Annotated in this window: 18 protein-coding genes and 1 pseudogene; 15 read left to right on the top strand and 4 right to left on the bottom strand. The window is 62.3% G+C overall.

Going from position 1 to position 19,681, the window contains the following annotated elements; all coding sequences use genetic code 11:
* The first annotated feature begins 110 nt into the window (after window positions 1-110).
* From ABSE61_RS11465 to plsY, 3 genes are read left to right on the top strand one after another with little or no spacing between them, the layout of a single operon-like run.
* The gene (locus ABSE61_RS11465; protein ID WP_423871218.1) at window positions 111-1,064 is read left to right on the top strand and encodes an aspartate carbamoyltransferase catalytic subunit; all 954 of its coding nucleotides are present in this window, start codon (window positions 111-113) and stop codon (window positions 1,062-1,064) included.
* Between the two features lie 4 nt (window positions 1,065-1,068).
* Window positions 1,069-2,373, top strand: a complete 1,305-nt coding sequence (locus tag ABSE61_RS11470) for a dihydroorotase (protein ID WP_423871219.1) — start codon at window positions 1,069-1,071, stop codon at window positions 2,371-2,373.
* A 54-nt stretch (window positions 2,374-2,427) separates the two neighbouring features.
* Window positions 2,428-3,021: a glycerol-3-phosphate 1-O-acyltransferase PlsY gene (gene plsY, locus ABSE61_RS11475; RefSeq protein WP_423871220.1), complete on the top strand. Its 594-nt coding sequence runs from the start codon at window positions 2,428-2,430 to the stop codon at window positions 3,019-3,021.
* A 146-nt stretch (window positions 3,022-3,167) separates the two neighbouring features.
* Here plsY and ABSE61_RS11480 read toward each other — a convergent pair whose 3' ends face one another.
* Window positions 3,168-4,400, bottom strand: coding sequence for an amidase (locus ABSE61_RS11480; RefSeq protein ID WP_423871221.1), 1,233 nt, complete (start codon window positions 4,398-4,400; stop codon window positions 3,168-3,170).
* 259 nt (window positions 4,401-4,659) lie between these two features.
* On the opposite strand from ABSE61_RS11480, the gene ABSE61_RS11485 reads away from it, so the two are divergent.
* The 3 genes and pseudogenes from ABSE61_RS11485 (at window position 4,660) to dprA (ending at window position 6,684) form a co-directional block, all read left to right on the top strand.
* The gene (locus ABSE61_RS11485; protein WP_423871222.1) at window positions 4,660-5,118 is read left to right on the top strand and encodes a hypothetical protein; all 459 of its coding nucleotides are present in this window, start codon (window positions 4,660-4,662) and stop codon (window positions 5,116-5,118) included.
* Between the two features lie 26 nt (window positions 5,119-5,144).
* Complete coding sequence (locus ABSE61_RS11490) at window positions 5,145-5,342, top strand: hypothetical protein (RefSeq protein ID WP_423871223.1); 198 nt, start codon at window positions 5,145-5,147, stop codon at window positions 5,340-5,342.
* Between the two features lie 251 nt (window positions 5,343-5,593).
* Window positions 5,594-6,684 (top strand): annotated as a pseudogene (gene dprA / locus ABSE61_RS11495) (DNA-processing protein DprA).
* An 18-nt stretch (window positions 6,685-6,702) separates the two neighbouring features.
* Here the strand turns inward: dprA and ABSE61_RS11500 are convergent.
* Complete coding sequence (locus tag ABSE61_RS11500) at window positions 6,703-7,116, bottom strand: winged helix-turn-helix transcriptional regulator (RefSeq protein WP_423871224.1); 414 nt, start codon at window positions 7,114-7,116, stop codon at window positions 6,703-6,705.
* A 115-nt stretch (window positions 7,117-7,231) separates the two neighbouring features.
* Here ABSE61_RS11500 and ABSE61_RS11505 point away from each other — a divergent pair, with 115 nt between their 5' ends.
* A complete protein-coding gene (locus ABSE61_RS11505; RefSeq protein ID WP_423871225.1) occupies window positions 7,232-7,846 on the top strand; it encodes an FMN-dependent NADH-azoreductase in 615 nt (204 codons plus the stop codon).
* Window positions 7,847-7,909: 63 nt separating this feature from the next.
* Here the strand turns inward: ABSE61_RS11505 and ABSE61_RS11510 are convergent, their stop codons facing one another.
* On the bottom strand, window positions 7,910-8,689 hold the full coding sequence (locus ABSE61_RS11510; RefSeq protein WP_490338369.1) for an SDR family oxidoreductase: 780 nt from the start codon (window positions 8,687-8,689) through the stop codon (window positions 7,910-7,912).
* A 127-nt stretch (window positions 8,690-8,816) separates the two neighbouring features.
* Here ABSE61_RS11510 and ABSE61_RS11515 point away from each other — a divergent pair, with 127 nt between their 5' ends.
* The 7 genes from ABSE61_RS11515 to rpmG all read left to right on the top strand — a co-directional run bounded on the left by ABSE61_RS11515 (window position 8,817) and on the right by rpmG (window position 17,660).
* Window positions 8,817-9,293, top strand: coding sequence for a winged helix-turn-helix transcriptional regulator (locus ABSE61_RS11515; protein ID WP_423871227.1), 477 nt, complete (start codon window positions 8,817-8,819; stop codon window positions 9,291-9,293).
* 237 nt (window positions 9,294-9,530) lie between these two features.
* Window positions 9,531-12,335 (top strand): type I DNA topoisomerase, encoded by a 2,805-nt coding sequence (gene topA / locus ABSE61_RS11520; RefSeq protein WP_423871228.1) that lies wholly within the window; start codon window positions 9,531-9,533, stop codon window positions 12,333-12,335.
* Window positions 12,336-12,349: 14 nt separating this feature from the next.
* Window positions 12,350-14,707, top strand: a complete 2,358-nt coding sequence (gene rnr / locus ABSE61_RS11525; protein ID WP_423871229.1) for a ribonuclease R — start codon at window positions 12,350-12,352, stop codon at window positions 14,705-14,707.
* Window positions 14,656-15,084, top strand: coding sequence for a DUF983 domain-containing protein (locus tag ABSE61_RS11530; RefSeq protein WP_423871230.1), 429 nt, complete (start codon window positions 14,656-14,658; stop codon window positions 15,082-15,084). The genes rnr and ABSE61_RS11530 overlap by 52 nt, the downstream gene beginning before the upstream one ends.
* A gap of 34 nt (window positions 15,085-15,118) precedes the next feature.
* Window positions 15,119-15,856 (top strand): NUDIX hydrolase, encoded by a 738-nt coding sequence (locus ABSE61_RS11535; RefSeq protein WP_423871231.1) that lies wholly within the window; start codon window positions 15,119-15,121, stop codon window positions 15,854-15,856.
* A gap of 123 nt (window positions 15,857-15,979) precedes the next feature.
* Window positions 15,980-17,305 (top strand): LLM class flavin-dependent oxidoreductase, encoded by a 1,326-nt coding sequence (locus ABSE61_RS11540; protein WP_423871232.1) that lies wholly within the window; start codon window positions 15,980-15,982, stop codon window positions 17,303-17,305.
* Window positions 17,306-17,492: 187 nt separating this feature from the next.
* A complete protein-coding gene (gene rpmG, locus ABSE61_RS11545; RefSeq protein ID WP_159011529.1) occupies window positions 17,493-17,660 on the top strand; it encodes a 50S ribosomal protein L33 in 168 nt (55 codons plus the stop codon).
* A 51-nt stretch (window positions 17,661-17,711) separates the two neighbouring features.
* Here the strand turns inward: rpmG and ABSE61_RS11550 are convergent, their stop codons facing one another.
* Window positions 17,712-18,944: an MFS transporter gene (locus tag ABSE61_RS11550; protein WP_423871233.1), complete on the bottom strand. Its 1,233-nt coding sequence runs from the start codon at window positions 18,942-18,944 to the stop codon at window positions 17,712-17,714.
* Between the two features lie 132 nt (window positions 18,945-19,076).
* On the opposite strand from ABSE61_RS11550, the gene ABSE61_RS11555 reads away from it, so the two are divergent.
* Window positions 19,077-19,676 carry a TetR/AcrR family transcriptional regulator gene (locus ABSE61_RS11555; protein WP_423871234.1) on the top strand — a complete coding sequence of 200 codons (600 nt, stop codon included), beginning with the start codon at window positions 19,077-19,079 and terminating at the stop codon, window positions 19,674-19,676.
* Window positions 19,677-19,681 lie beyond the last annotated feature (5 nt).

The raw sequence follows: 19,681 nt of genomic DNA on the forward strand, positions 1-19,681 counted from the left end.
AAAACCTTGCCCGGATTAACGTTATCGAGGCGGACAGACCGGGGGATAACTCACAAGTTCCCTCTTCGCCCTTGCCCGATGCCCGCCCCACGCCTATAGCTCTCGCTTTAATGACTACAGCATCGAAATCGACCTTCGTCCTCGGTCACCGGCATTTGCTGGGCATAGAGGGCCTTTCCGCCGACGAAATCACCGGCCTCCTCGATCTCTCCGAGGAATATGTCGAGTTGAACCGTCAGGTCGACAAGAAACGCACCTCGCTGCGCGGCCGCACCCAGGTCAACCTGTTCTTCGAGGCCTCGACCCGCACCCAGTCCTCGTTCGAACTCGCCGGCAAACGGTTGGGCGCCGATGTCATGAACATGTCGGTGTCCTCGTCTTCGATCCGCAAGGGCGAGACGCTGATGGACACCGCCGTCACGCTGAACGCCATGCACCCGGATATTCTCGTGGTCCGCCATCACGCCTCGGGCGCGGTGGAACTGCTGGCGCGCAAAGTCGACGGTTCCGTGATCAATGCCGGCGACGGCGCTCATGAACATCCAACGCAGGCGCTGCTCGACGCTTTGACCATCCGCCGCAACAAGGGCCAGCTCGAGGGGCTGACGGTCGCGATCTGCGGCGACGTCATGCATTCGCGTGTCGCCCGCTCCAACATCATCCTGCTCAACACCATGGGCGCGCGGGTTCGGGTGGTGGCGCCCTCCACGCTGTTGCCGCACGGCATCGAGCGGATGGGCGTCGAAGTCGCCCGCGACATGCGCGAGGGACTTCAAGGTGCCGACATCGTGATGATGCTGCGGCTGCAACGCGAACGGATGAACGGCTCTTTCGTACCGTCGACCGGCGAGTACTTTCATTATTTCGGGCTCGACCAGAAAAAGCTCGCTTACGCCAAGCCCGACGCGCTGGTGATGCATCCCGGCCCGATGAACCGGGGTGTCGAAATCGACTCCATCGTCGCCGACGGCGCGCAATCGCTGATCCGCGAACAGGTGGAAATGGGAGTGGCGGTGCGCATGGCGGTGCTGGAAGCACTCGCCCGCAACCTGCCGAACGCGTGACCTTATGTTGACCGATCGCCGTCCCATCCTGCTTGCGAACGCCCGCGTGATCGATCCCTCGCGCGATTTCGACGGCCCCGGCGATGTCCTGATCGCCGACGGCGTGATCAGAGATTCCAAACGCGGCATTGGGGCCGCCGGCGTGCCCGAAGGCACCGACATCGTCAATTGCGCCGGCAAGATCGTCGCCCCCGGTCTGGTCGATATGCGCGCCTTTGTCGGCGAGCCCGGCGCCAGCCACCGCGAAACGTTTGCGTCTGCCAGTCAGGCGGCCGCGACCGGCGGCATCACCACCATCGTCTGCCAGCCGTCGACCTCGCCGGTGATCGACAATTCCGCCACCGTCGACTTCGTGCTGCGGCGTGCCCGCGACACGGCGATCGTCAACATCCATCCGATGGCGGCGCTGACCAAGGGTCTGCTCGGCCAGGAGATGACCGAGATCGGATTGTTGAAGGCCGCAGGCGCGGTTGCTTTCACCGACGGCGACAAGAGCGTCACCAATGCGCAGGTGATGCGCCGCGCGCTGACCTATGCGCGGGATTTCGACGCGCTGATCGTCCATCACACCGAAGACCCGCATCTGGTCGGCGAAGGCGTCATGAACGAAGGCGAGTTCGCCACGCGCCTCGGACTGATCGGCATTCCCAATGCCGCCGAAGCGGTGATGCTGGAACGCGACATGCGCCTCGTCGCGCTCACCGGCGGCCGCTATCACGCGGGCTCGCTCTCCTGCGCGGAGTCGCTCGAAATCCTGAAGCGGGCGCGCGATGCGGGCCTCGACGTCTCCGCGTCGGTCTCGATCAATCACGTGACGCTGAACGAAAACGACATCGGCCCCTACCGCACCTTCCTGAAACTGACGCCGCCATTGCGCACCGAGGAAGACCGCCGCGCGCTGGTTGACGCCGTCGCCTCGGGCCTGATCGACGTGATCATGTCCGACCACAATCCGCAGGACGTCGAGGTCAAGCGGCTGCCGTTTGCCGAAGCAGCGCCCGGCGCGATCGGGCTCGAGACCATGCTGCCGGCAGCACTGCGGCTGATCCACCAGGGCGAGATGGACTTCAAGACGCTGATCCGCGCGATGTCGACCCGGCCCGCCGAGTTGCTGGGCCTGCCCGGCGGATCGTTGCGTCCGGGGTCGCCGGCGGATGTGATCGTGATCGATACTGATACGCCGTGGGTGCTCGATCCCGACGATCTCAAATCGCCATGCAAGAACACGCCCTTCGACGAGGCCCGCTTCTCGGGCCGCGTCGTGCGCACCATCGTCGACGGGCGCACGGTCTACGAACACGTCGCATAAAACGCCTCAAAAAGAGATAGACTTGAAGGCGCGGTTGGTAATGGGGAGGCTGTGATGTCCGCAAATGCGTGGCTGCCGCTGGCTTTTGTGCTCGGCTACCTTCTCGGCTCGATCCCCTTTGGCCTGGTCCTGACCCGTCTTGCCGGCACGGAAGATCTGCGCTCGATCGGCTCCGGCAATATCGGCGCCACCAACGTGTTGCGCACGGGGCGAAAAGGTCTCGCCGCCGCGACGCTGTTGCTCGATGCGCTCAAGGGCACGGTTGCCGTCATCATCGCGGGCTATGTCGCCGGCGCAGAAGCCGCGATGCTGGCCGGCCTCGGCGCTTTTCTCGGCCATCTGTTTCCGGTGTGGCTGAAGTTCAAAGGCGGCAAAGGCGTCGCCGTTTATATCGGCATCCTGGTCGGTCTGTTCTGGCCGGCGGCGATCGTGTTTTGCGCGCTATGGCTCATCATCGCCGTGATCTCGCGCTACTCCTCGCTCTCGGCGCTCGTCGCAAGTTTCATCACGCCGATTTTCCTGTGGTGGTACGGCCATCCGGCGCTTGCCGCGCTGTTTGCACTGCTCACGGTGCTCTTGTTCTACATGCATCGCGCCAATATCAACCGCCTGCTGGCGGGAACCGAAGGCAAGATCGGGAAGAAGTAGCGGGCTATTCCCGCAGCGAAGGTGTGCTCCCTCTCCCATTGGGAGAGGGTTGGGGTGAGGGGTTACGGTCTATCGTGAGACCGACGCCCCCTCACCCGGATCGCTACGCGATCCGACCTCTCCCCCTCGGGGAGAGGTGAACTCCATCATCTGAGCGCGCGCTCCATGAAGCGCGCCGCCGCAATCGCCTTGGCGTCGTCACCGTAATCGGCGATCGTCTGCACGCCGACCGGCAAATTTCCGTCGGCCACATAGGCCGGCACATTGACGCAAGGCGTCCCCATCAGTGTCCAGAGCTGGTTGTAGCGGGCGTCACCCGTCGAATCCAACCCCTTCGGCGCGATGCCCGGCGCCGATAGCGCCAGCAGCACGTCAACGTCCTTGAAAATCTCATTCAAGGCGGCGCGCGCCTTGACCGCCACGTTGCGTGCCGCGTCGTAATCGGCCGGCGTGTAATGGCGGCTGTCGTCGAGCCGCTTTCGGAGCAGCGGCGGCATCGCGTCGTAATTCTCGCCGTACTCCCAGGCAAACGCCTGATGCGCTTCGAACTGCTGCACGATGATGTGGATGCGCCAGGCTTCCGCGACGATCACAGGCATTTTCAATTCGCGCACTGAGGCTCCCGCCTTCGCCGCGGCGCGTGCGGCGTGTTGCTGCGCTTCGGCACCGCCGGTTTCCGGCGGACCGGCAAAATCCTGCGTGACGACACCGATGCGCGGCGATTTCATCTCAGGCGCGTTCAATTCGCTGCGGCCAGTGACCGCCGCAAGCGCCATCGCGACATCCTCTACTCCAGCGGCGAACAGACCGACCGTATCGAGCGTCCAGGAAAAGATCTTCACGCCGACCGGCGGCAGCAGCCGGTAGGACGGCTTGATCGCGGCGACGCCGCAGAACGACGCCGGGCGGATCACCGAGCCGCCGGTTTGCGTACCGACCGCGAGCGGGATCATGCCGGCGGCGACCGCCGCGGCCGAACCGGACGACGATCCGCCCGGGGTGTGGCCGAGATTGCGCGGGTTGAGCGTCGGCGTCGGATCGTTCGCGGCAAAGGCCGTGGTTGTGGTCTTGCCGACCACGGTGGCGCCGGCCTGCTTGAGTTGCATCACGACCGGCGCATCGGCGCGCGGCTGGTTGCCTTTGTAGATGGCCGCGCCCATTTCGGTCGGCAGATCCGCCGTATCGATGATGTCCTTGATGCCGACCGCAATGCCGCGCAATGGGCCTTTTGTCTGTGCCTTCGGATTTTTGGTGCGGTTCACAAACGCCTTGATCGTCCCCTCATGCGCCTCGATCGCGGCCAGCGACTCCGCCAAGGCGGCCTCTGGCGTGAGCGTACCTTGTTCGATGCGGCGCATTTGGTCGGCGAGCGAGATCATCGGCGTTTTCCTTCGTCATGTCCGCGTCATGCCGGACAGCCCGTGTTCGGTCCGACACCTAGCAATAGGGGAATAGCCGGGACAAGGGGCGGCCTGACGATGGCTGGGTTGCGGGGGTGTGCGGTTGATCCGCTCACACAATGTGGGCCATCCGGCCATATGACGTGATCCCACCGAGTCCGAAAAGTGGCCCGGGTACAACCTAAATAGGTACATTCAAAGGTTGTTGCCCTTCGGGTACACTTCCGGGGGGATTCCCATGCGCGAAATTGTTAAAATATTGCCGTTTGGCTTACTGCTTCCGCTGGTTATCGGAGCGGCTTCCGTGAAACCAGACGACGCAATTTCCAATATTGGAGCTTGGGCTCATACGCTTGGGTTCGAAAGCTTGTCTCGATGGCTAGCAAATCCAGCCTCGGACAATCGAGTAATCGTCGCCTCAATGGCGCTTTCCGTACTTTACTCATTCGTCATTTTCACACTTCCGGCTCTTAAGGAGCATCGAAAGAATCCGACTTCGGAACGACTAAAAATCCATTTCTTGACGATGGGATTTTATTTTTATACGCCGTTCTTGTTATTTCTATTTGGCGATTTGTACCTTGTCCGCAGACTTTGCCCGTTGCGCTTGTACCTCCGCCCGCGCCAAGCCCACCTTCCGTGCCATGGGTTAGTGCCGAGGATTTTCAGGTTGCAAAAAGGGCGGGTAAATTCTTGATCCCATTCAGCCCAGAAGAAATAAGCATGATGAACTACATGAAGGGACCAGACGGCACTCAAGCATACGTCGGACAATGGATTAAAATTCACAACAAGTTTGATAGCCTGCAGCGTTTTGTAGAAAAAGATAAGAAAGAATATCTCGTAGTAAAAGTGCAAGAATTGCGGCTCGCTTTTTTGTCTTCGAAAGCAAAAAGTGGGCCGATAGGATTCTCTCGTTGAGACCCGGCACAATGATCGACGGGCTTTGTCAGCTAACGCCTTATGATGGGAAGCCATACGAGATAATCACCACCAAAGTCTCGGGCATGAATTGCGAATTAAACTAGATCTCCTCCAACACCACCTGTTGCAAATATTGCCGTAGTCGTCCCGCGTTTGAGCTTCGTGGCTATCTCGTGCTTAAGCCGTCCCCAATTACCCCTTCCCCACGCGCTCAGGTTGATCCATTCTCCCCTGCCTGAGGAGCCCGCGTGGACGACATCAACCAAAACGTCAGCCTCACCGACGCCGAGCGCATCGAGCGCTTGCGGCTGATCCGTTCCGACTTCGTTCGCTGCTCCGTCATTTCGGCAGCGCGCGGGCAGCCCTTGAGCAGTTGCCCGCTCTTGCCCGGCGCGGCGGCGCGTCCAGGCCACAACGGATTTGCAGCGAGCAAGACGCCCGCGCCGAACTCACCGCATCCGAAAAACTCGGCGTCCGCCTGATCGCGCTGGATGAAGACGGCTATCCACCGCGGCTCTCCGAACTTGACGATGCGCCGCCGCTGCTTGGCGTGCGTGGCATCCGCGATGTCCTGATGAGGCCAATGATCGCGATCGTCGGCTCGCGCAATGCGTCGGCTGCCGGGCTGAAATTCGCAGCAATGCTGGCGCGCGATCTCGCTGACGCCGGCTTTGTCATCGCTTCCGGATTGGCGCGCGGCATCGACCAGGCGGCGCATCGCGCCTCGATCGAAGGCGGCACGGTGGCTGTGCTCGCCGGCGGCCACGACAGGATCTATCCGCCCGAACATACGGATTTGCTTTCTGCTCTCCTTGACCATGGCGCCGCGATTTCCGAAATGCCGCTCGGCCATGTGGCGCGCGCCCATGATTTTCCCCGGCGCAATCGCCTCGTCTCCGGCGCCTCGCTCGGCGTGGTCGTGATCGAGGCGGCGGTGCGGTCGGGTTCGCTGATCACCGCGCGGTTGGCCAACGAACAGGGCCGCGAAGTATTCGCCGTGCCGGGGTCGCCGCTCGATCCGCGCGCCGCCAGCACCAATGGCTTGATCAAGCAGGGCGCGACCTTGATTACGGAAGCCTCCGACGTGATCCAGGCTGTCGAGCCGATCATGGGCCGGCCGCTTGCCTTGCGCGAAGACGACAGCGAGCCGCTGGCGCCCGATCCCGGCGCACCCGAGCGCGAACGCATCGTCGACCTGTTGGGACCGACGCCGATCCTGCTCGACGACCTGATCCGCCTGTCCGGCGCTTCACCGGCGGTGGTGCGGACCGTGCTGCTCGAACTCGAACTCGCCGGACGCTTAGAGCGTCACGGCGGCGGATTGATTTCGCTGATCTAGCCTTTACGCGTTTAGCCTTTATTCTGCAGCTTCGCTGCGCCCATCGAAACGCGACCGCGCGGCTTCGATCTCCACCTGATGCGACTTGGCCCATTCGCCGAGTGCGATGACGGGTTCGCTTAAACCCCGTCCGAGATCGGTGAGTTCGTAATCGACCCGCGGAGGAATGGTCGGGAAAACCGTGCGCGTGACCAGCCCGTCGCGCTCCAGCCCGCGCAAGGTCAGCGTCAGCATGCGTTGCGAGATACCCGCGACCAGGCGCTTGATCTCGTTGAAGCGCTTGGGCCCGTCGAACAGCATCATAATGACGAAGACGCTCCATTTGTCGCCGACCCGCGCCAGCACCGAGGCGACGCCGCGGCAGTCGGCGTGCGCGTCCGGCGACAGCGGGAGGGGCGGAAGGGCAGGAACTCTCGTGTGCTCTGGTTTCAAGAATGTGCCTTCGGTTTCAAAGATGTGCTTTGGGCTCAAAAAAGTGCGTTCTTGTGGGCTTGGCAGACGGTCACTCATATAGCGTCAGTTACAAACCAATACCAAGGTGACCCCTATGAAAAAACTGCTCCACATCGATTCCAGCGTCCTCGGCCCCCATTCCGTCAGCCGGCAATTGTCGGCGGCGATTGTCGACCGGCTGTGTCAGACGACGCCCGACATCCAGATCACCTACCGTGATCTGAGCGCGACACCGCTTACCCATCTTTCCGGTGCGGATCTCGCGGCCGCGCAAGGCGCTGCCAGTCCGGATGCGGCGCTGGCGCAGGAACTCGCCGCCGGCCAATCCGTCATGGACGAGTTCCTGGCGGCCGACACCGTGGTGTTGGGCGCGCCGATGTACAACTTCACGCTTCCCAGCCAGCTCAAGGCCTGGATCGACCGCATCGTCGTGGCCGGCAAGACGTTTAAATACGATGCGCAGGGACCAAAGGGATTGGCCGGCGACAAGCGCGTGGTCGTGGCGATCTCGCGCGGCGGGTTTTATGGCCCGGGCACGCCGGCTGCCGCGCTCGAGCACCTTGAATCCTACTTGCGCGGCATCTTCGGCTTTATCGGCGTGACCAAGCTCGAATTCATTTTCGCGGACGGCATCCAGGCCGGTCACGAGCATCGCGAAAAGGCACTCAGCAGTGCGCTCCAGGCCGTGACCAGCCTGCACGCGGCTTGAGAATACGAAAGAGCCCGCTGCCATCGTGCCAGCGGGCTCTTTCCAAGAAGCCATCTCGATGAATTAGGCGCGGAAGACCGGCGCGCCTGCCGGCGAACTGGTCGCGCCGCCGTCGACGAAGATTTCCTGGCCCTGGACATGGGCAGCATCATCAGACGCCAGAAACAGCACCGTCTTGGCGATATGATCGGGCTCGGCGATCCGCCCCAACGGGGTTGTACCCGCGAGGCGTTTTTCGAGTGCAGCAAAGGCGTCGGCGGTCGGCGCCAGGCCATTCCAGATCGGCGTCCGTACAGCGCCCGGCGCCACCACGTTCACGCGAATCCCCCGCGGCGACAGTTCCGACACCATGACCCGCGCCATCGCGGTGACGCCGGCCTTGGTCGCGGCATAGGCGGACCAGCCAGGATTTCCGAGCACCGAGATCACCGAACCGTTGAGGATGATCGAGCCGCCGTCATTTATCTGCGCAACCGCCGCCTGCACCGTAAAAAACACGGCGGTGAGATTGGTCCGGATGACGTTTTCGAAAGCAGCCAAGGTGGTGCCGCCGATCGGCGTGCCGCCGGGAATCCCGGCATTGGCAAAGACAATGTCGAGCTTGCCGAACTTCTCGACACCCTTCTTGATCGCCGCTTCCGTCGCCGCGACATCCGTGGCGTCGGCGACGACCGCAAACGCATTCGGCCCCAGTTCTTTGGCGGCGGCCTCGAGCGTCTCCTTGTTGCGGCCGGTAATAATGACGCGGGCGCCCTCGGCCACGAACAGCTTCGCCGTCGCAAGCCCGATGCCGCTGTTGCCGCCGGTGATTAACGCCGTCTTGTTTGCGAGTCTGTTAGCCATGGCCATCTCCTAATCTGGTTGCATTATTAAACTATGTTGCCTAGCTAGGGCGCCTGGTTTAATATTGCAACTACAAAAGGCTGTGACCGCCTCTTTGCCGGCGGGTTGCGGTCCAAAGATCAGAGCCATGGTGAAACGCACAAACCTCGCCCACTCAGACTGTCCGATCGCCCGTTCGCTTGACGCAATCGGCGACTGGTGGTCGCTTCTGATCATTCGCGATGCGATTCAGGGCTACCGCCGCTTCGGCGAGTTTCAGAAAAGCCTGGGGCTTGCCAAGAACATCCTGACGGTGCGGCTGCGCGCGCTGGTCGAGCGCGGCATCCTCGAACTGGCGCCTGCTTCTGACGGCAGCGCCTACCAGGAATATGTACTGACGCCGAAGGGACGCGGGATTTTCCCGATCATCGTCGCACTCCGGCAATGGAGCGAGGAGTTCGACGAGACGCCGGAGGAGATCGCGACCATCCTGGTCGATCGCGAGAGCGGCCGGCCGGTCAAAAAGTTCGAGCTGCACGCCCGCGACGGCCGGTCGCTTGGACTCGGCGACGTCACCTTGAAGCCACGGCCCGCCGCTAAACGCGCGCGGCGAGCGACGGCGTGAACGCACCACGTCTTGCGGCGACCAATACAGGTCCGAGCGGGCGGCCTTCGCGCCTAAATAACACAACTTTTGGATAGTATTTTACAATTTTCAGGGCGTTTCTGGGGTACCTAAGGCGGTACCCTCAACTCCTGTCGATTTGACAGGGACGCCCTCACCACCCATGTTCGGGACGAAACGGCTGGCGCGAGTCCCGCGGAACCGGCCTTTATTTTCCCCGTAAGCTATTGGAATGACATGAATATCGTCATTGTGGAGTCTCCGGCCAAGGCCAAGACGATCAACAAGTATCTGGGCTCCTCCTACGAGGTGCTGGCGTCTTTCGGCCATGTCCGCGACCTCCCCGCCAAGAACGGATCAGTCGATCCGGACGCCAACTTCCAGATGATCTGGGAAGTCGATCCCAAGGCGGCTGGCCGGCTGAACGATATCGCCAAGGCGCTGAAGGGCGCCGACAAGCTCATTCTCGCGACCGACCCTGATCGCGAGGGTGAAGCGATCTCCTGGCACGTCCTGGAGGTGATGAAGGAAAAGCGCGCGATAAAAGATCATACGATCGAGCGCGTGGTGTTCAACGCCATCACCAAGCAGGCGGTCTCGGAGGCGATGAAGAATCCGCGCCAAATCGATGGCGCGCTGGTCGACGCCTATATGGCGCGCCGGGCGCTGGACTATCTCGTCGGCTTCACGCTCTCGCCCGTGCTGTGGCGCAAGCTGCCGGGCGCCCGCTCGGCCGGCCGCGTGCAGTCCGTGGCGCTGCGGCTGGTCTGCGACCGCGAGCTCGAGATCGAGAAGTTCGTTGCCCGTGAATACTGGTCGCTGGTGGCGACGCTTGCGACCGCGCGCGGCGACACGTTCGAGGCGCGTCTCGTCGGCGCCGACGGCAAGAAGATCCAGCGCCTCGATATCGGCACCGGCGCGGAAGCCGAAGCTTTCAAGAAGTCGCTTGAAGCCGCAACCTTCACGGTGACGTCGGTCGAAGCCAAGCCGGCGCGACGCAATCCGCAAGCGCCCTTCACCACCTCGACGCTGCAACAGGAAGCCAGCCGCAAGCTCGGCTTTGCGCCCGCGCACACGATGCGGATCGCACAGCGGCTTTATGAAGGCATCGATATCGGCGGCGAAACCACCGGTCTCATTACTTATATGCGAACCGACGGCGTGCAGATCGATGGCTCCGCCATCACGCAAGCCCGCAAGGTGATCGGCGAGGATTACGGCAACGCTTATGTACCGGAAGCGCCGCGCCAGTATCAGGCCAAGGCCAAGAACGCGCAGGAAGCCCACGAAGCGATCCGCCCCACCGACCTGTCGCGGCGGCCGGCCGACATGCGCCGCCGGCTCGATCCGGAACAGGCCAAGCTATATGAGTTGATCTGGACCCGTACCATCGCAAGCCAGATGGAATCCGCCGAACTCGAACGCACCACGGTCGATATCACGGCCAAAGCGGGTGCCCGCGCGCTCGACCTTCGCGCCACCGGCCAAGTCATCAAATTCGACGGCTTCCTCGCGCTCTATCAGGAAGGCCGCGACGATGATGGCGACGACGAGGACAGCCGCCGCCTGCCCGCGATGAGCGAGGGCGAAGGGCTGAAGAAGAACGATCTCGCCGTCACCCAGCATTTCACCGAGCCGCCGCCGCGCTTTTCGGAAGCTTCGCTTGTCAAGCGTATGGAAGAACTCGGCATCGGCCGTCCCTCGACCTATGCCTCGATCCTTCAGGTGCTCAAGGACCGCGGCTATGTGCGGCTGGAGAAGAAGCGCCTGCATGGCGAGGACAAGGGCCGCGTCGTGGTCGCGTTCCTGGAAAACTTCTTCGCCCGCTATGTCGAATATGATTTCACGGCGGCGCTGGAAGAACAGCTCGACCGTGTCTCTAACAATGAGATTTCCTGGCAGCAGGTGCTGCACGATTTCTGGCGCGGCTTCATCGGCGCGGTCAACGACATCAAAGACCTGCGCGTCGCCGAGGTGCTCGATGCGCTCGACGACATGCTGGGCCCGCACATCTACGCGCCGCGCGCCGATGGCGGCGACCCGCGGCAGTGCCCGACCTGCGGCACCGGCAAACTCAACCTCAAGGCCGGAAAATTCGGCGCCTTTGTCGGCTGCACCAACTATCCGGAGTGCCGTTACACAAGGCCGCTCGCCGCCGACAGCGAAGCCAGCGCCGATCGCGTGCTCGGTCAGGATCCTGAGACCGGCCGCGACGTGATCGTGAAGGCTGGGCGCTTCGGTCCCTACATTCAGCTCGGCGAACAGAAAGACTATGCGGAAGGCGAAAAGCCCAAACGCGCCGGAATTCCGAAGAACATCTCGCCGTCCGACATCGAGCTCGACCTGGCGCTCAAACTGTTGTCGCTGCCGCGCGAGATCGGCTTGCATCCGGAGAGCGGCCAGCCGATTACGGCAGGCCTCGGCCGCTTCGGGCCGTTCGTGAAACACGAGAAGACCTATGCCAGCCTCGAGGCCGGCGACGAGGTGTTCGACGTTGGGCTCAACCGCGCCGTGACGCTGATCGCCGAGAAGGTAGCCAAAGGTCCGAGCGGTCGAAGGTTCGGCGCCGATCCCGGCAAGCCGTTGGGCGATCACCCTTCGCTCGGCGCAGTCGCGGTGAAGAACGGCCGCTACGGCGCCTATGTCACGGCCGGCGGCATCAATGCGACCATCCCGAGCGACAAGACAGTGGACACCATCACGCTCCCTGAAGCGATCGCGCTGATCGACGAGCGCGCAGCCAAAGGCGGCGGCTCCAAGCGCGGCGCCAGGAAAGCGGCTAAGCCGGCCAAAGCAGCGAAGCCAGAGAAGACTGCAAAGCCCAAGGTCGAGAAGCCTGAGGCTGAAAAGTCTGGGGCGGATACGGCCACAGCCAAGCCCGCGAAAAAGGCCGCCGCGAAGAAAACCACCGCCAAGCCAAAATCGGAAGCGACCTCCAAGGCGCGCGCGCCGGTGACGGCCAAGACTTCGGTTTCAAAGACCTCGGCTTCAAAGGCTGCCAAACCCGCCGCCAAGAAGAGTGCGGGCAAGGCAAGCGGATAAGGCAAACGGATAGAGTGACCCGGCAACGCGACAGCGGCTTTCCGTCAACCGAGGCCATCGTCGCCTTCGTCCGCGCCTATCCCGGCAAGATCGGGACTCGCGAAATCGCTCGCGAGTTCGGTCTCAAAAACGCCGACCGCGTCGCGCTGAAGCAATTGCTGCGCGAGTTGGCGGACGAAGGCATCATCAAGAAACGCGGCAAGGACGTCAGCGAGCCCGAAAGCCTGCCGGCCACGCTGCTGGCCGACATCACGAAACGCGACAGCGACGGCGAGTTGATCGCCGTTCCGGCCGAATGGGATGAGGTCGAAAACAGCGAGCCGCCAAAAATCCGCATCCACATTCCGCGGCGGACACAGCCCGGCACTGCGGCCGGCGTCGGCGACCGCGCGCTGGTGCGGGTCGAAAAGCTCGAGGACGGCGTTCGTGACGGCGTCGCCTATCGCGGGCGAATCCTCAAGGTCATCGACCACGGCAAGACACGCGTGCTTGGGATCTTCCGCAGGAACGCCGACGGCAGCGGCCGTCTGATCCCGGTCGACAAGAAACAAGCCGGCCGCGAATTGAACATCGCGAAGACCGACACGCTCAGCGCCGAAGATGGCGACCTCGTCAGCGTCGATCTCATACGTTCGCGCGGCTTCGGCCTGAATAGCGGCAAGGTCAAGGAGCGGCTCGGGTCGCTGGCGACGGAAAAGGCGATCAGTCTGATCGCGATCCATGCCCACGACATTCCGCAGGCCTTCTCAAGAGATGCGTTGCGCGAGGCCGAGGAAGCTCAGCCGGCAAACCTGAAGGGACGCGAGGACTGGCGCGACGTTCCGCTCGTTACGATCGACCCGCCGGATGCGAAGGATCATGACGACGCAGTCCACGCGGAGCCTGATCCGGATCCGAACAACAAAAGCGGTTTCATCGTCAATGTCGCGATCGCCGATGTCGCGTTCTACGTTCGGCCGGGATTGGCGCTCGATCGGGATGCGCTGATGCGCGGCAATTCGGTCTATTTCCCCGACCGTGTGGTGCCGATGTTGCCCGAGCGCATCTCGAACGACCTGTGCTCGCTGGTGCCGGGCGAGCCGCGCGGCGCGCTCGCGGTGCGGATGGTGATCGCAGCCGACGGACGCAAGCGCTCGCACAGTTTCCATCGCATCCTGATGCGCTCGGCCGCCAAGCTCAGTTATGCGCAGGCGCAGGCCGCGATCGACGGCCATCCGGACGATACAACAGGTCCCCTGCTCGCTCCAATTCTGAAGCCGCTCTATGCCGCCTATGCAGCCGTGAAGCGCGCCCGCGACGAGCGCGATCCGCTCGACCTCGATCTGCCCGAACGCAAGATCCTGTTGAAGGCCGACGGCACCGTCGATCGTGTCGTCGTGCCCGAGCGACTGGATGCGCACAAATTGATCGAGGAGTTCATGATTTTGGCCAACGTCGCGGCGGCCGAAATGCTTGAAAAGAAGTCGCTGCCGCTGATCTACCGGGTGCACGACGAACCGACGCTCGAGAAGGTTCATGCGTTGCAGGAATTCCTGAAAACCCTCGACCTGCCGTTCGCCAAGGCCGGCGCGTTGCGGCCGACGGTCTTCAACCGCGTGCTCGCCCAGGTCAAAGGCCACGATGCCGAGCCTCTGGTGAACGAGGTGGTGCTGCGCTCGCAAGCGCAGGCCGAATATTCCGCCGAGAATTATGGCCATTTCGGCCTCAACTTGCGCCGCTACGCGCATTTCACTTCACCAATCAGGCGATACGCCGATCTTATCGTGCATCGCGCGCTGATCCGCGCGCTTGGTTTAGGTGAAGGCGCCTTGCCCGACACCGAAACGGCGGAATCTCTGAGCGAAGTCGCGGCACAAATCTCCGTCACCGAGCGCCGCGCCATGAAGGCCGAACGCGAGACCGCCGATCGTTTGATTGCGCATTTTCTCGCCGACCGTATCGGCGCAACCTTTCAGGGCCGTATTTCCGGCGTCACCCGCGCCGGCCTGTTCGTCAAACTGGCCGATACCGGCGCCGACGGGCTGATCCCGGTCCGCACGCTGGGCGAGGAATATTTCAACTATGACGAAACGCGCCACGCGCTGATCGGCTCACGCAGCGGAGCCATGCACAGGCTTGGGGACGTCGTCGACGTCCGTCTGGTAGAAGCAGCGCCAGTTGCCGGTGCGCTGCGGTTCGAATTGATTTCGGAAGGTCACACTCCCGTCCGCGGCCGCCGCACACCATCTAAAGCAAAGGCCTATCCCGGCCGCAGCCCTCATGAAAAGCGAGGCCGGCCTGGTAAAGCGAAGGCCGGGAAGAAATCGAAGAGAGGCAAGTCATGGAAACGGCGAGCACCCCTCCGACGGTCTGGAGCCAAGAGACCGCGTTGAAGGAAAAGCGCGACGTCTGGCAGGCCATGAAGCGCGGCTTTCGCGGCCGCTGCCCGCGCTGCGGCGAAGGCAAATTGTTTCGCGCCTTCCTTAAGACCGCAGATAGCTGTTCGGTTTGCGGGCAGGATTTCACGCCGCACCGCGCCGACGACCTGCCGGCCTATCTCGTGATCGTGATCGTCGGCCACATCGTGGTGCCGTTGGCACTGATGATCGAAACCAACTACTCGCCGCCGGTCGCGCTTCAGCTTGCGATCTATCTTCCGGTGACGTTCGTTGCCTCGCTCGCGCTGCTGCAACCGGTCAAGGGCGCCGTGGTGGGGATGCAATGGGCGCTGCGGATGCACGGATTTGACGAAGAGAATCCGGAGCCATAGACCTCTCGAGTAAGAAACGAGAGGCCAGGGGGAAATGAGCGAGCGCGAGCCAAAAAACGAGGATAAGGAGCCGGACCACTTTCCCTATCGCCGCCCCGCCGATGCCGCCACGCTGATCCTGGTCGATCGCTCTGGCGCGATCCCTAAAGTCCTGGTCGGCAAGCGTCACGACAAGGTGGTGTTCCAGCCCGGCAAGATCGTTTTTCCCGGTGGCCGGGTCGATCCGGCCGACAACCGCGTCCCGGTGGCGGCGCCGATTCCCGCGGCACTTGAAAAGAACCTCCTCAAGGGCAGCCCCAAAATAACCCCTTCACGCGCCCGTGCGCTGGCGGTTGCCGCCATCCGCGAGGCTTGCGAGGAGACTGGCCTGTGCCTGGGGAAGAAGCCGGCCGGTCCGGTGCCGGCGTTATCGGGTCCGTGGAAGCCGTTCACCGATGCCAATCTCTTGCCCGATCCATCCGGCCTTTTCCTGATTGCGCGCGCGATCACCCCGCCCGGCCGGGTCAGGCGTTTTGACACCCGCTTCTTCACCGCGGATGCCTCAACCATCGCTCATCGCGTCGAGGGTGTCGTCCATGCCGATGCCGAACTTGTGGAGCTGGTGTGGGTCGAACTCGGCTCGAAGCCGCTCGCGGACTTGCACAGGATGACCCAGAAAGTGCTCGATGAGCTCGGAAAGCGGCTTTCGACCGGTCCCTTGCGCCATGATGCCGAGGTGCCGTTTTTCCGCGCCGAAGGCGGCGGAATGCGCCGGGACATTTTGCGGGCTTAGCCGAACAAGTCCTTTTCCAAAAAGTGATCGCAAAACGCAAAAATCTTCTCGTGCCGGCGTAATGCCTTTGTGGCCGGGCATGCCTATTTCAATCAGGCGAACAACAACACGGACACGGGGCAAATGGCACAACGGCAGCTCAAGCTCGGCGCTTTCATGCGACCGGTCTCTATTCATACCGGCGCATGGCGCTATCCCGGCGCCTGGCCCGACGCCAATTTCAATTTCTCCCACATCAAGCAACTGATCCGGAAGCTGGAGGCCGGCAAATTCGACGCCTTCTTCATGGCCGATCACCTGGCCGTGCTCAACATGCCGATCAATGCGCTCAAGCGCAGCCACACCGTTACATCGTTCGAGCCGTTCACGCTGCTGTCGGCACTGGCCGCCGTCACCGACAATATCGGCCTGGTCGCCACCGGCTCGACGACGTTCGACGCGCCTTATCATGTCGCCCGCCGCTTTGCCTCGCTCGATCATATCTCGGGCGGCCGCGCGGGCTGGAATATCGTGACGACATCAAACCCGGATGCGGCGCTGAATTTCGGACTCGACGAGCACATGGAGCACGCCGAGCGCTACAAGCGCGCCCGCGAATTTTACGACGTGGTCACGGGCCTGTGGGATTCCTTCGCCGATGACGCTTTTGTCAGGGACGTCGAATCCGGCCTGTTTTTCGATCCGGAAAAAATGCATGTGCTCGATCACAAGGGCAAATATCTCTCGGTGCGCGGCCCGCTCAACATCGCGCGCCCCGTGCAGGGCTGGCCCGTGATCGTCCAGGCCGGTGCCTCCGATGACGGCAGACAGTTGGCGGCAGAAACCGCGGAGGCCGTCTTCACCGGCGGCGGGCCTCTCGCGGACGCTCAAAAGCTCTACGCCGACATCAAGGGGCGGATGGAAAAGATCGGCCGCGAACCCGAGCATTTGAAAATCCTACCCGGCGCCTTTGTCGTGGTCGGCGATAGCATCGACGAGGCCAAGGAAAAGCGCGCCGTCCTCGACAGCAAGGTGCATTACGACAGCGCGATAGCCTCACTCTCTGTGATCCTGGGAACGGATGCCTCCGGCTTCGACCCCGACGGCCAGTTGCCGCCGATCCCCGAAACCAATGCCAGCAAGAGCGGACGTCAGCGGATGGTCGATGTCGCCGCGCGCGACAAGCTCACCGTACGCCAGCTCGCCCAGCGCGTCGGCGGATATGGCGGATTGTCGTTTGTCGGTACGCCGCAGTCGATCGCCGACCAGATGGAGGAATGGCTGACGGGTTTCGGGTCGGATGGTTTCAACATCATGTTCCCATTCTTGCCCGCAGGGCTCGATGACTTCGTCGACAAGGTGGTGCCGGAACTCCAGAAACGCGGGATTTTCCGCAAAGAGTATGAGGGGCGGACCTTGCGCGAGAATCTCGGCCTGCCCCGGCCGAAAAACCGCTTCTTTGAGCGGTAGCGCGAAGTCCGCAAAAATGCGGACCGGTTTTGCGGTCAGAATACGCGTAAAAACGAGGATTTTGCCCGATTCCGACTGGTTTTGACCCGCAAAACCTTGACTTTGGGCGGTTTGAAGCTAGGTTGCCGCCCGAATGCGCTCCCTTTGATGGGCCGGGCGCAACTTCCAGACATCAAAGGTTTTGAACATGGCCAAAGCGGTCACCATCAAGGTCAAGCTCGTTTCTTCGGCGGATACTGGTTTCTATTATGTCGCCAAGAAGAACTCGCGCACCATGACCGACAAGCTCGTGAAGAAGAAGTACGATCCGGTCGCGCGCAAGCACGTCGAATTCAAGGAATCCAAGATCAAGTAAGTTTCGAGCTTGCTGATATGAAAACGGGGCCTTATCGGGCCCCGTTTTGTTTTATGCCGTCTTCAGCATCGGCGGCGCCGACGGCTTGATCAGCGCAAACGCGATCTGGACGATGCCACCGGCCAGTCCCAGCGCAACGCCGATCCGCCAAGCCATCGTGTATGAGCCGAGTGAATCGTACAGCAGTCCGCCGCCGAAGGCGCCGAGAAAGCTGCCGAGCTGATGGCTCATGAAGGCGAATCCCTGAATCATCGCCTGCCATTTCAGGCCGAACATCTCGGCCACCGCGCCCGCCACCAGCGGACCGACGCCCATCCATAGAAATCCCATGATCGCGCCGAACAAGAGCGTGCTCGCGGGGGTCGGCGGCAGCATGAAATACCAGGCGAGTGCGAGCGAGCGCAGAACGTAAATTCCGCCGAGCAGCGCGAGCTTGTTCCAGCGCTGGCCGGCCCAGCCAAAGAACACGCTGCCGAGCACGTTGAAGCCGCCGATCATGCCGAGCGTCTGCGCGCTCAGCATCGGATCCATGCCGCAGATCGCCAGATACGACGGCAAGTGCGTGCTCAGAAAGACCAGCTGCATGCCGCAAACGAAATAGGCGCAAGTCATCACCACGAAGGATGCATTGCCGAACGCCAGCCTGACCGCATCGCCCGCCGAATTGCCGCCGGCGTCATCGCGCGCGGGCTTCGGCAGCGGGATCGCATCCACCCTGCCCGCAAACCACGCCGCGGGAATCATCGCAACCGACAGCACGACAAAACCAGCCAGCCCCACCCGCCAGCCATAGCCGGCGCTGAGCATTTGCCCGAGCGGCGCGGATAAAAGCGCGCCCAGCGATCCGGCGCCCGATACGAGACCGAGGACGGTCGATCGCACGGTTTCCGGCACCGCGCGCGCCGCGACCGACATCGCGATTGCCGCTGCCGTGCACGCGAGCGACAGGCCGATCAGCAAGCCTCCGCCGATCATGACACTGATCAGCCCCTGCGCCGTCGCCATCAGCGTAAGGCCAGCGATATAGAAGATCGCGCCGGTCACCATGATCGCGCGGAAACCGAAGCGCACGGTCAGTGCGCCCGCGAGCGGTTGCAAGAATCCCCAGGCCAGGTTTTGTACGGCTATCGCCAGCGTGAAATCGGAGACGGAGATGCCGATGCCATGCGTCAGCGGCTGCATGAAAATGCCGAGCGACTGCCGCAGCCCCATGCTTAGAGTCAGCATGATCGAGGCACCGATCAGGATCGGCAATGTCGGCCGCAAGATCTGCAACAGGGGCATTGTTCTTGTTCTCCCGGCTTTCGGCACCGACCAAAATATCCGATTTCCGCCGGCCGAAATAAGTAAACAGACCTGTGTACTTAGGCTACAATGGTGCCTCACTGTCAAGTTGGAAGGACCTCGCGTATCCGCATGGCAAGTCTGCCCGCCAAGCCAAGCATGAAGGAACGGATTCTGGATACCGCCGACAGGCTGTTCTACCTCAGGGGGATTCGCGCCATCGGCGTCGACACGATCGTGGCCGAAATCGGCATCAGCAAGCGTACCCTCTACAATCACTTCCCGTCGAAGGACGCGCTGATATCGGCTTATCTCCAGCGGCGCTTCGTACAACCCAAACCGTCCGACAAGCCTCCGGCCGAACAGATTCTCGGAACCTTCGATTCGCTCGAACGGCGTTTTTCGCACAAGGATTTTCGCGGCTGCCCCTTCGTCAATGCCGTGGCCGAATTGGGTGCGGACGCCAAACCGGTGCGCAAGATCGCGATCGCCTTCAAGGAGAGCCGGCGCCTCTGGTTCCGTGACCTGCTGATACAGCTCGGCGTAACGGACGCGGAAGGGTTGGCGACCCAGCTTACATTGCTTGTCGATGGCTCGATCGCGCAGGACCTAGTGCGCGACGATCCCGCGATGGCGCGCGCGGCCAAGCAAGCCGCTAAAGTGCTTCTGGCGAGCGCCGGCGTCCGGATTGACGGGCCCGGATCAATATCGGCGCAGGGAAACAAGAAATAACGCGG

It is taken from the genome of Bradyrhizobium sp. (assembly GCF_049519115.1).
Lineage (GTDB): Bacteria > Pseudomonadota > Alphaproteobacteria > Rhizobiales > Xanthobacteraceae > Bradyrhizobium.

What these genes read in the sequence shown, in the direction of transcription:
- ABSE61_RS11465 (WP_423871218.1), top strand. Translation starts at nt 111, where the DNA reads ATGACTACAGCATCGAAATCGACCTTCGTCCTCGGTCACCGGCATTTG.
- ABSE61_RS11470 (WP_423871219.1), top strand. Translation starts at nt 1,069, where the DNA reads ATGTTGACCGATCGCCGTCCCATCCTGCTTGCGAACGCCCGCGTGATC.
- plsY (WP_423871220.1), top strand. Translation starts at nt 2,428, where the DNA reads ATGTCCGCAAATGCGTGGCTGCCGCTGGCTTTTGTGCTCGGCTACCTT.
- ABSE61_RS11480 (WP_423871221.1), bottom strand. Translation starts at nt 4,400, where the DNA reads ATGATCTCGCTCGCCGACCAAATGCGCCGCATCGAACAAGGTACGCTC.
- ABSE61_RS11485 (WP_423871222.1), top strand. Translation starts at nt 4,660, where the DNA reads ATGCGCGAAATTGTTAAAATATTGCCGTTTGGCTTACTGCTTCCGCTG.
- ABSE61_RS11490 (WP_423871223.1), top strand. Translation starts at nt 5,145, where the DNA reads ATGATGAACTACATGAAGGGACCAGACGGCACTCAAGCATACGTCGGA.
- ABSE61_RS11505 (WP_423871225.1), top strand. Translation starts at nt 7,232, where the DNA reads ATGAAAAAACTGCTCCACATCGATTCCAGCGTCCTCGGCCCCCATTCC.
- ABSE61_RS11510 (WP_490338369.1), bottom strand. Translation starts at nt 8,689, where the DNA reads ATGGCTAACAGACTCGCAAACAAGACGGCGTTAATCACCGGCGGCAAC.
- ABSE61_RS11515 (WP_423871227.1), top strand. Translation starts at nt 8,817, where the DNA reads ATGGTGAAACGCACAAACCTCGCCCACTCAGACTGTCCGATCGCCCGT.
- topA (WP_423871228.1), top strand. Translation starts at nt 9,531, where the DNA reads ATGAATATCGTCATTGTGGAGTCTCCGGCCAAGGCCAAGACGATCAAC.
- ABSE61_RS11530 (WP_423871230.1), top strand. Translation starts at nt 14,656, where the DNA reads ATGGAAACGGCGAGCACCCCTCCGACGGTCTGGAGCCAAGAGACCGCG.
- ABSE61_RS11535 (WP_423871231.1), top strand. Translation starts at nt 15,119, where the DNA reads ATGAGCGAGCGCGAGCCAAAAAACGAGGATAAGGAGCCGGACCACTTT.
- ABSE61_RS11540 (WP_423871232.1), top strand. Translation starts at nt 15,980, where the DNA reads ATGGCACAACGGCAGCTCAAGCTCGGCGCTTTCATGCGACCGGTCTCT.
- rpmG (WP_159011529.1), top strand. Translation starts at nt 17,493, where the DNA reads ATGGCCAAAGCGGTCACCATCAAGGTCAAGCTCGTTTCTTCGGCGGAT.
- ABSE61_RS11550 (WP_423871233.1), bottom strand. Translation starts at nt 18,944, where the DNA reads ATGCCCCTGTTGCAGATCTTGCGGCCGACATTGCCGATCCTGATCGGT.
- ABSE61_RS11555 (WP_423871234.1), top strand. Translation starts at nt 19,077, where the DNA reads ATGGCAAGTCTGCCCGCCAAGCCAAGCATGAAGGAACGGATTCTGGAT.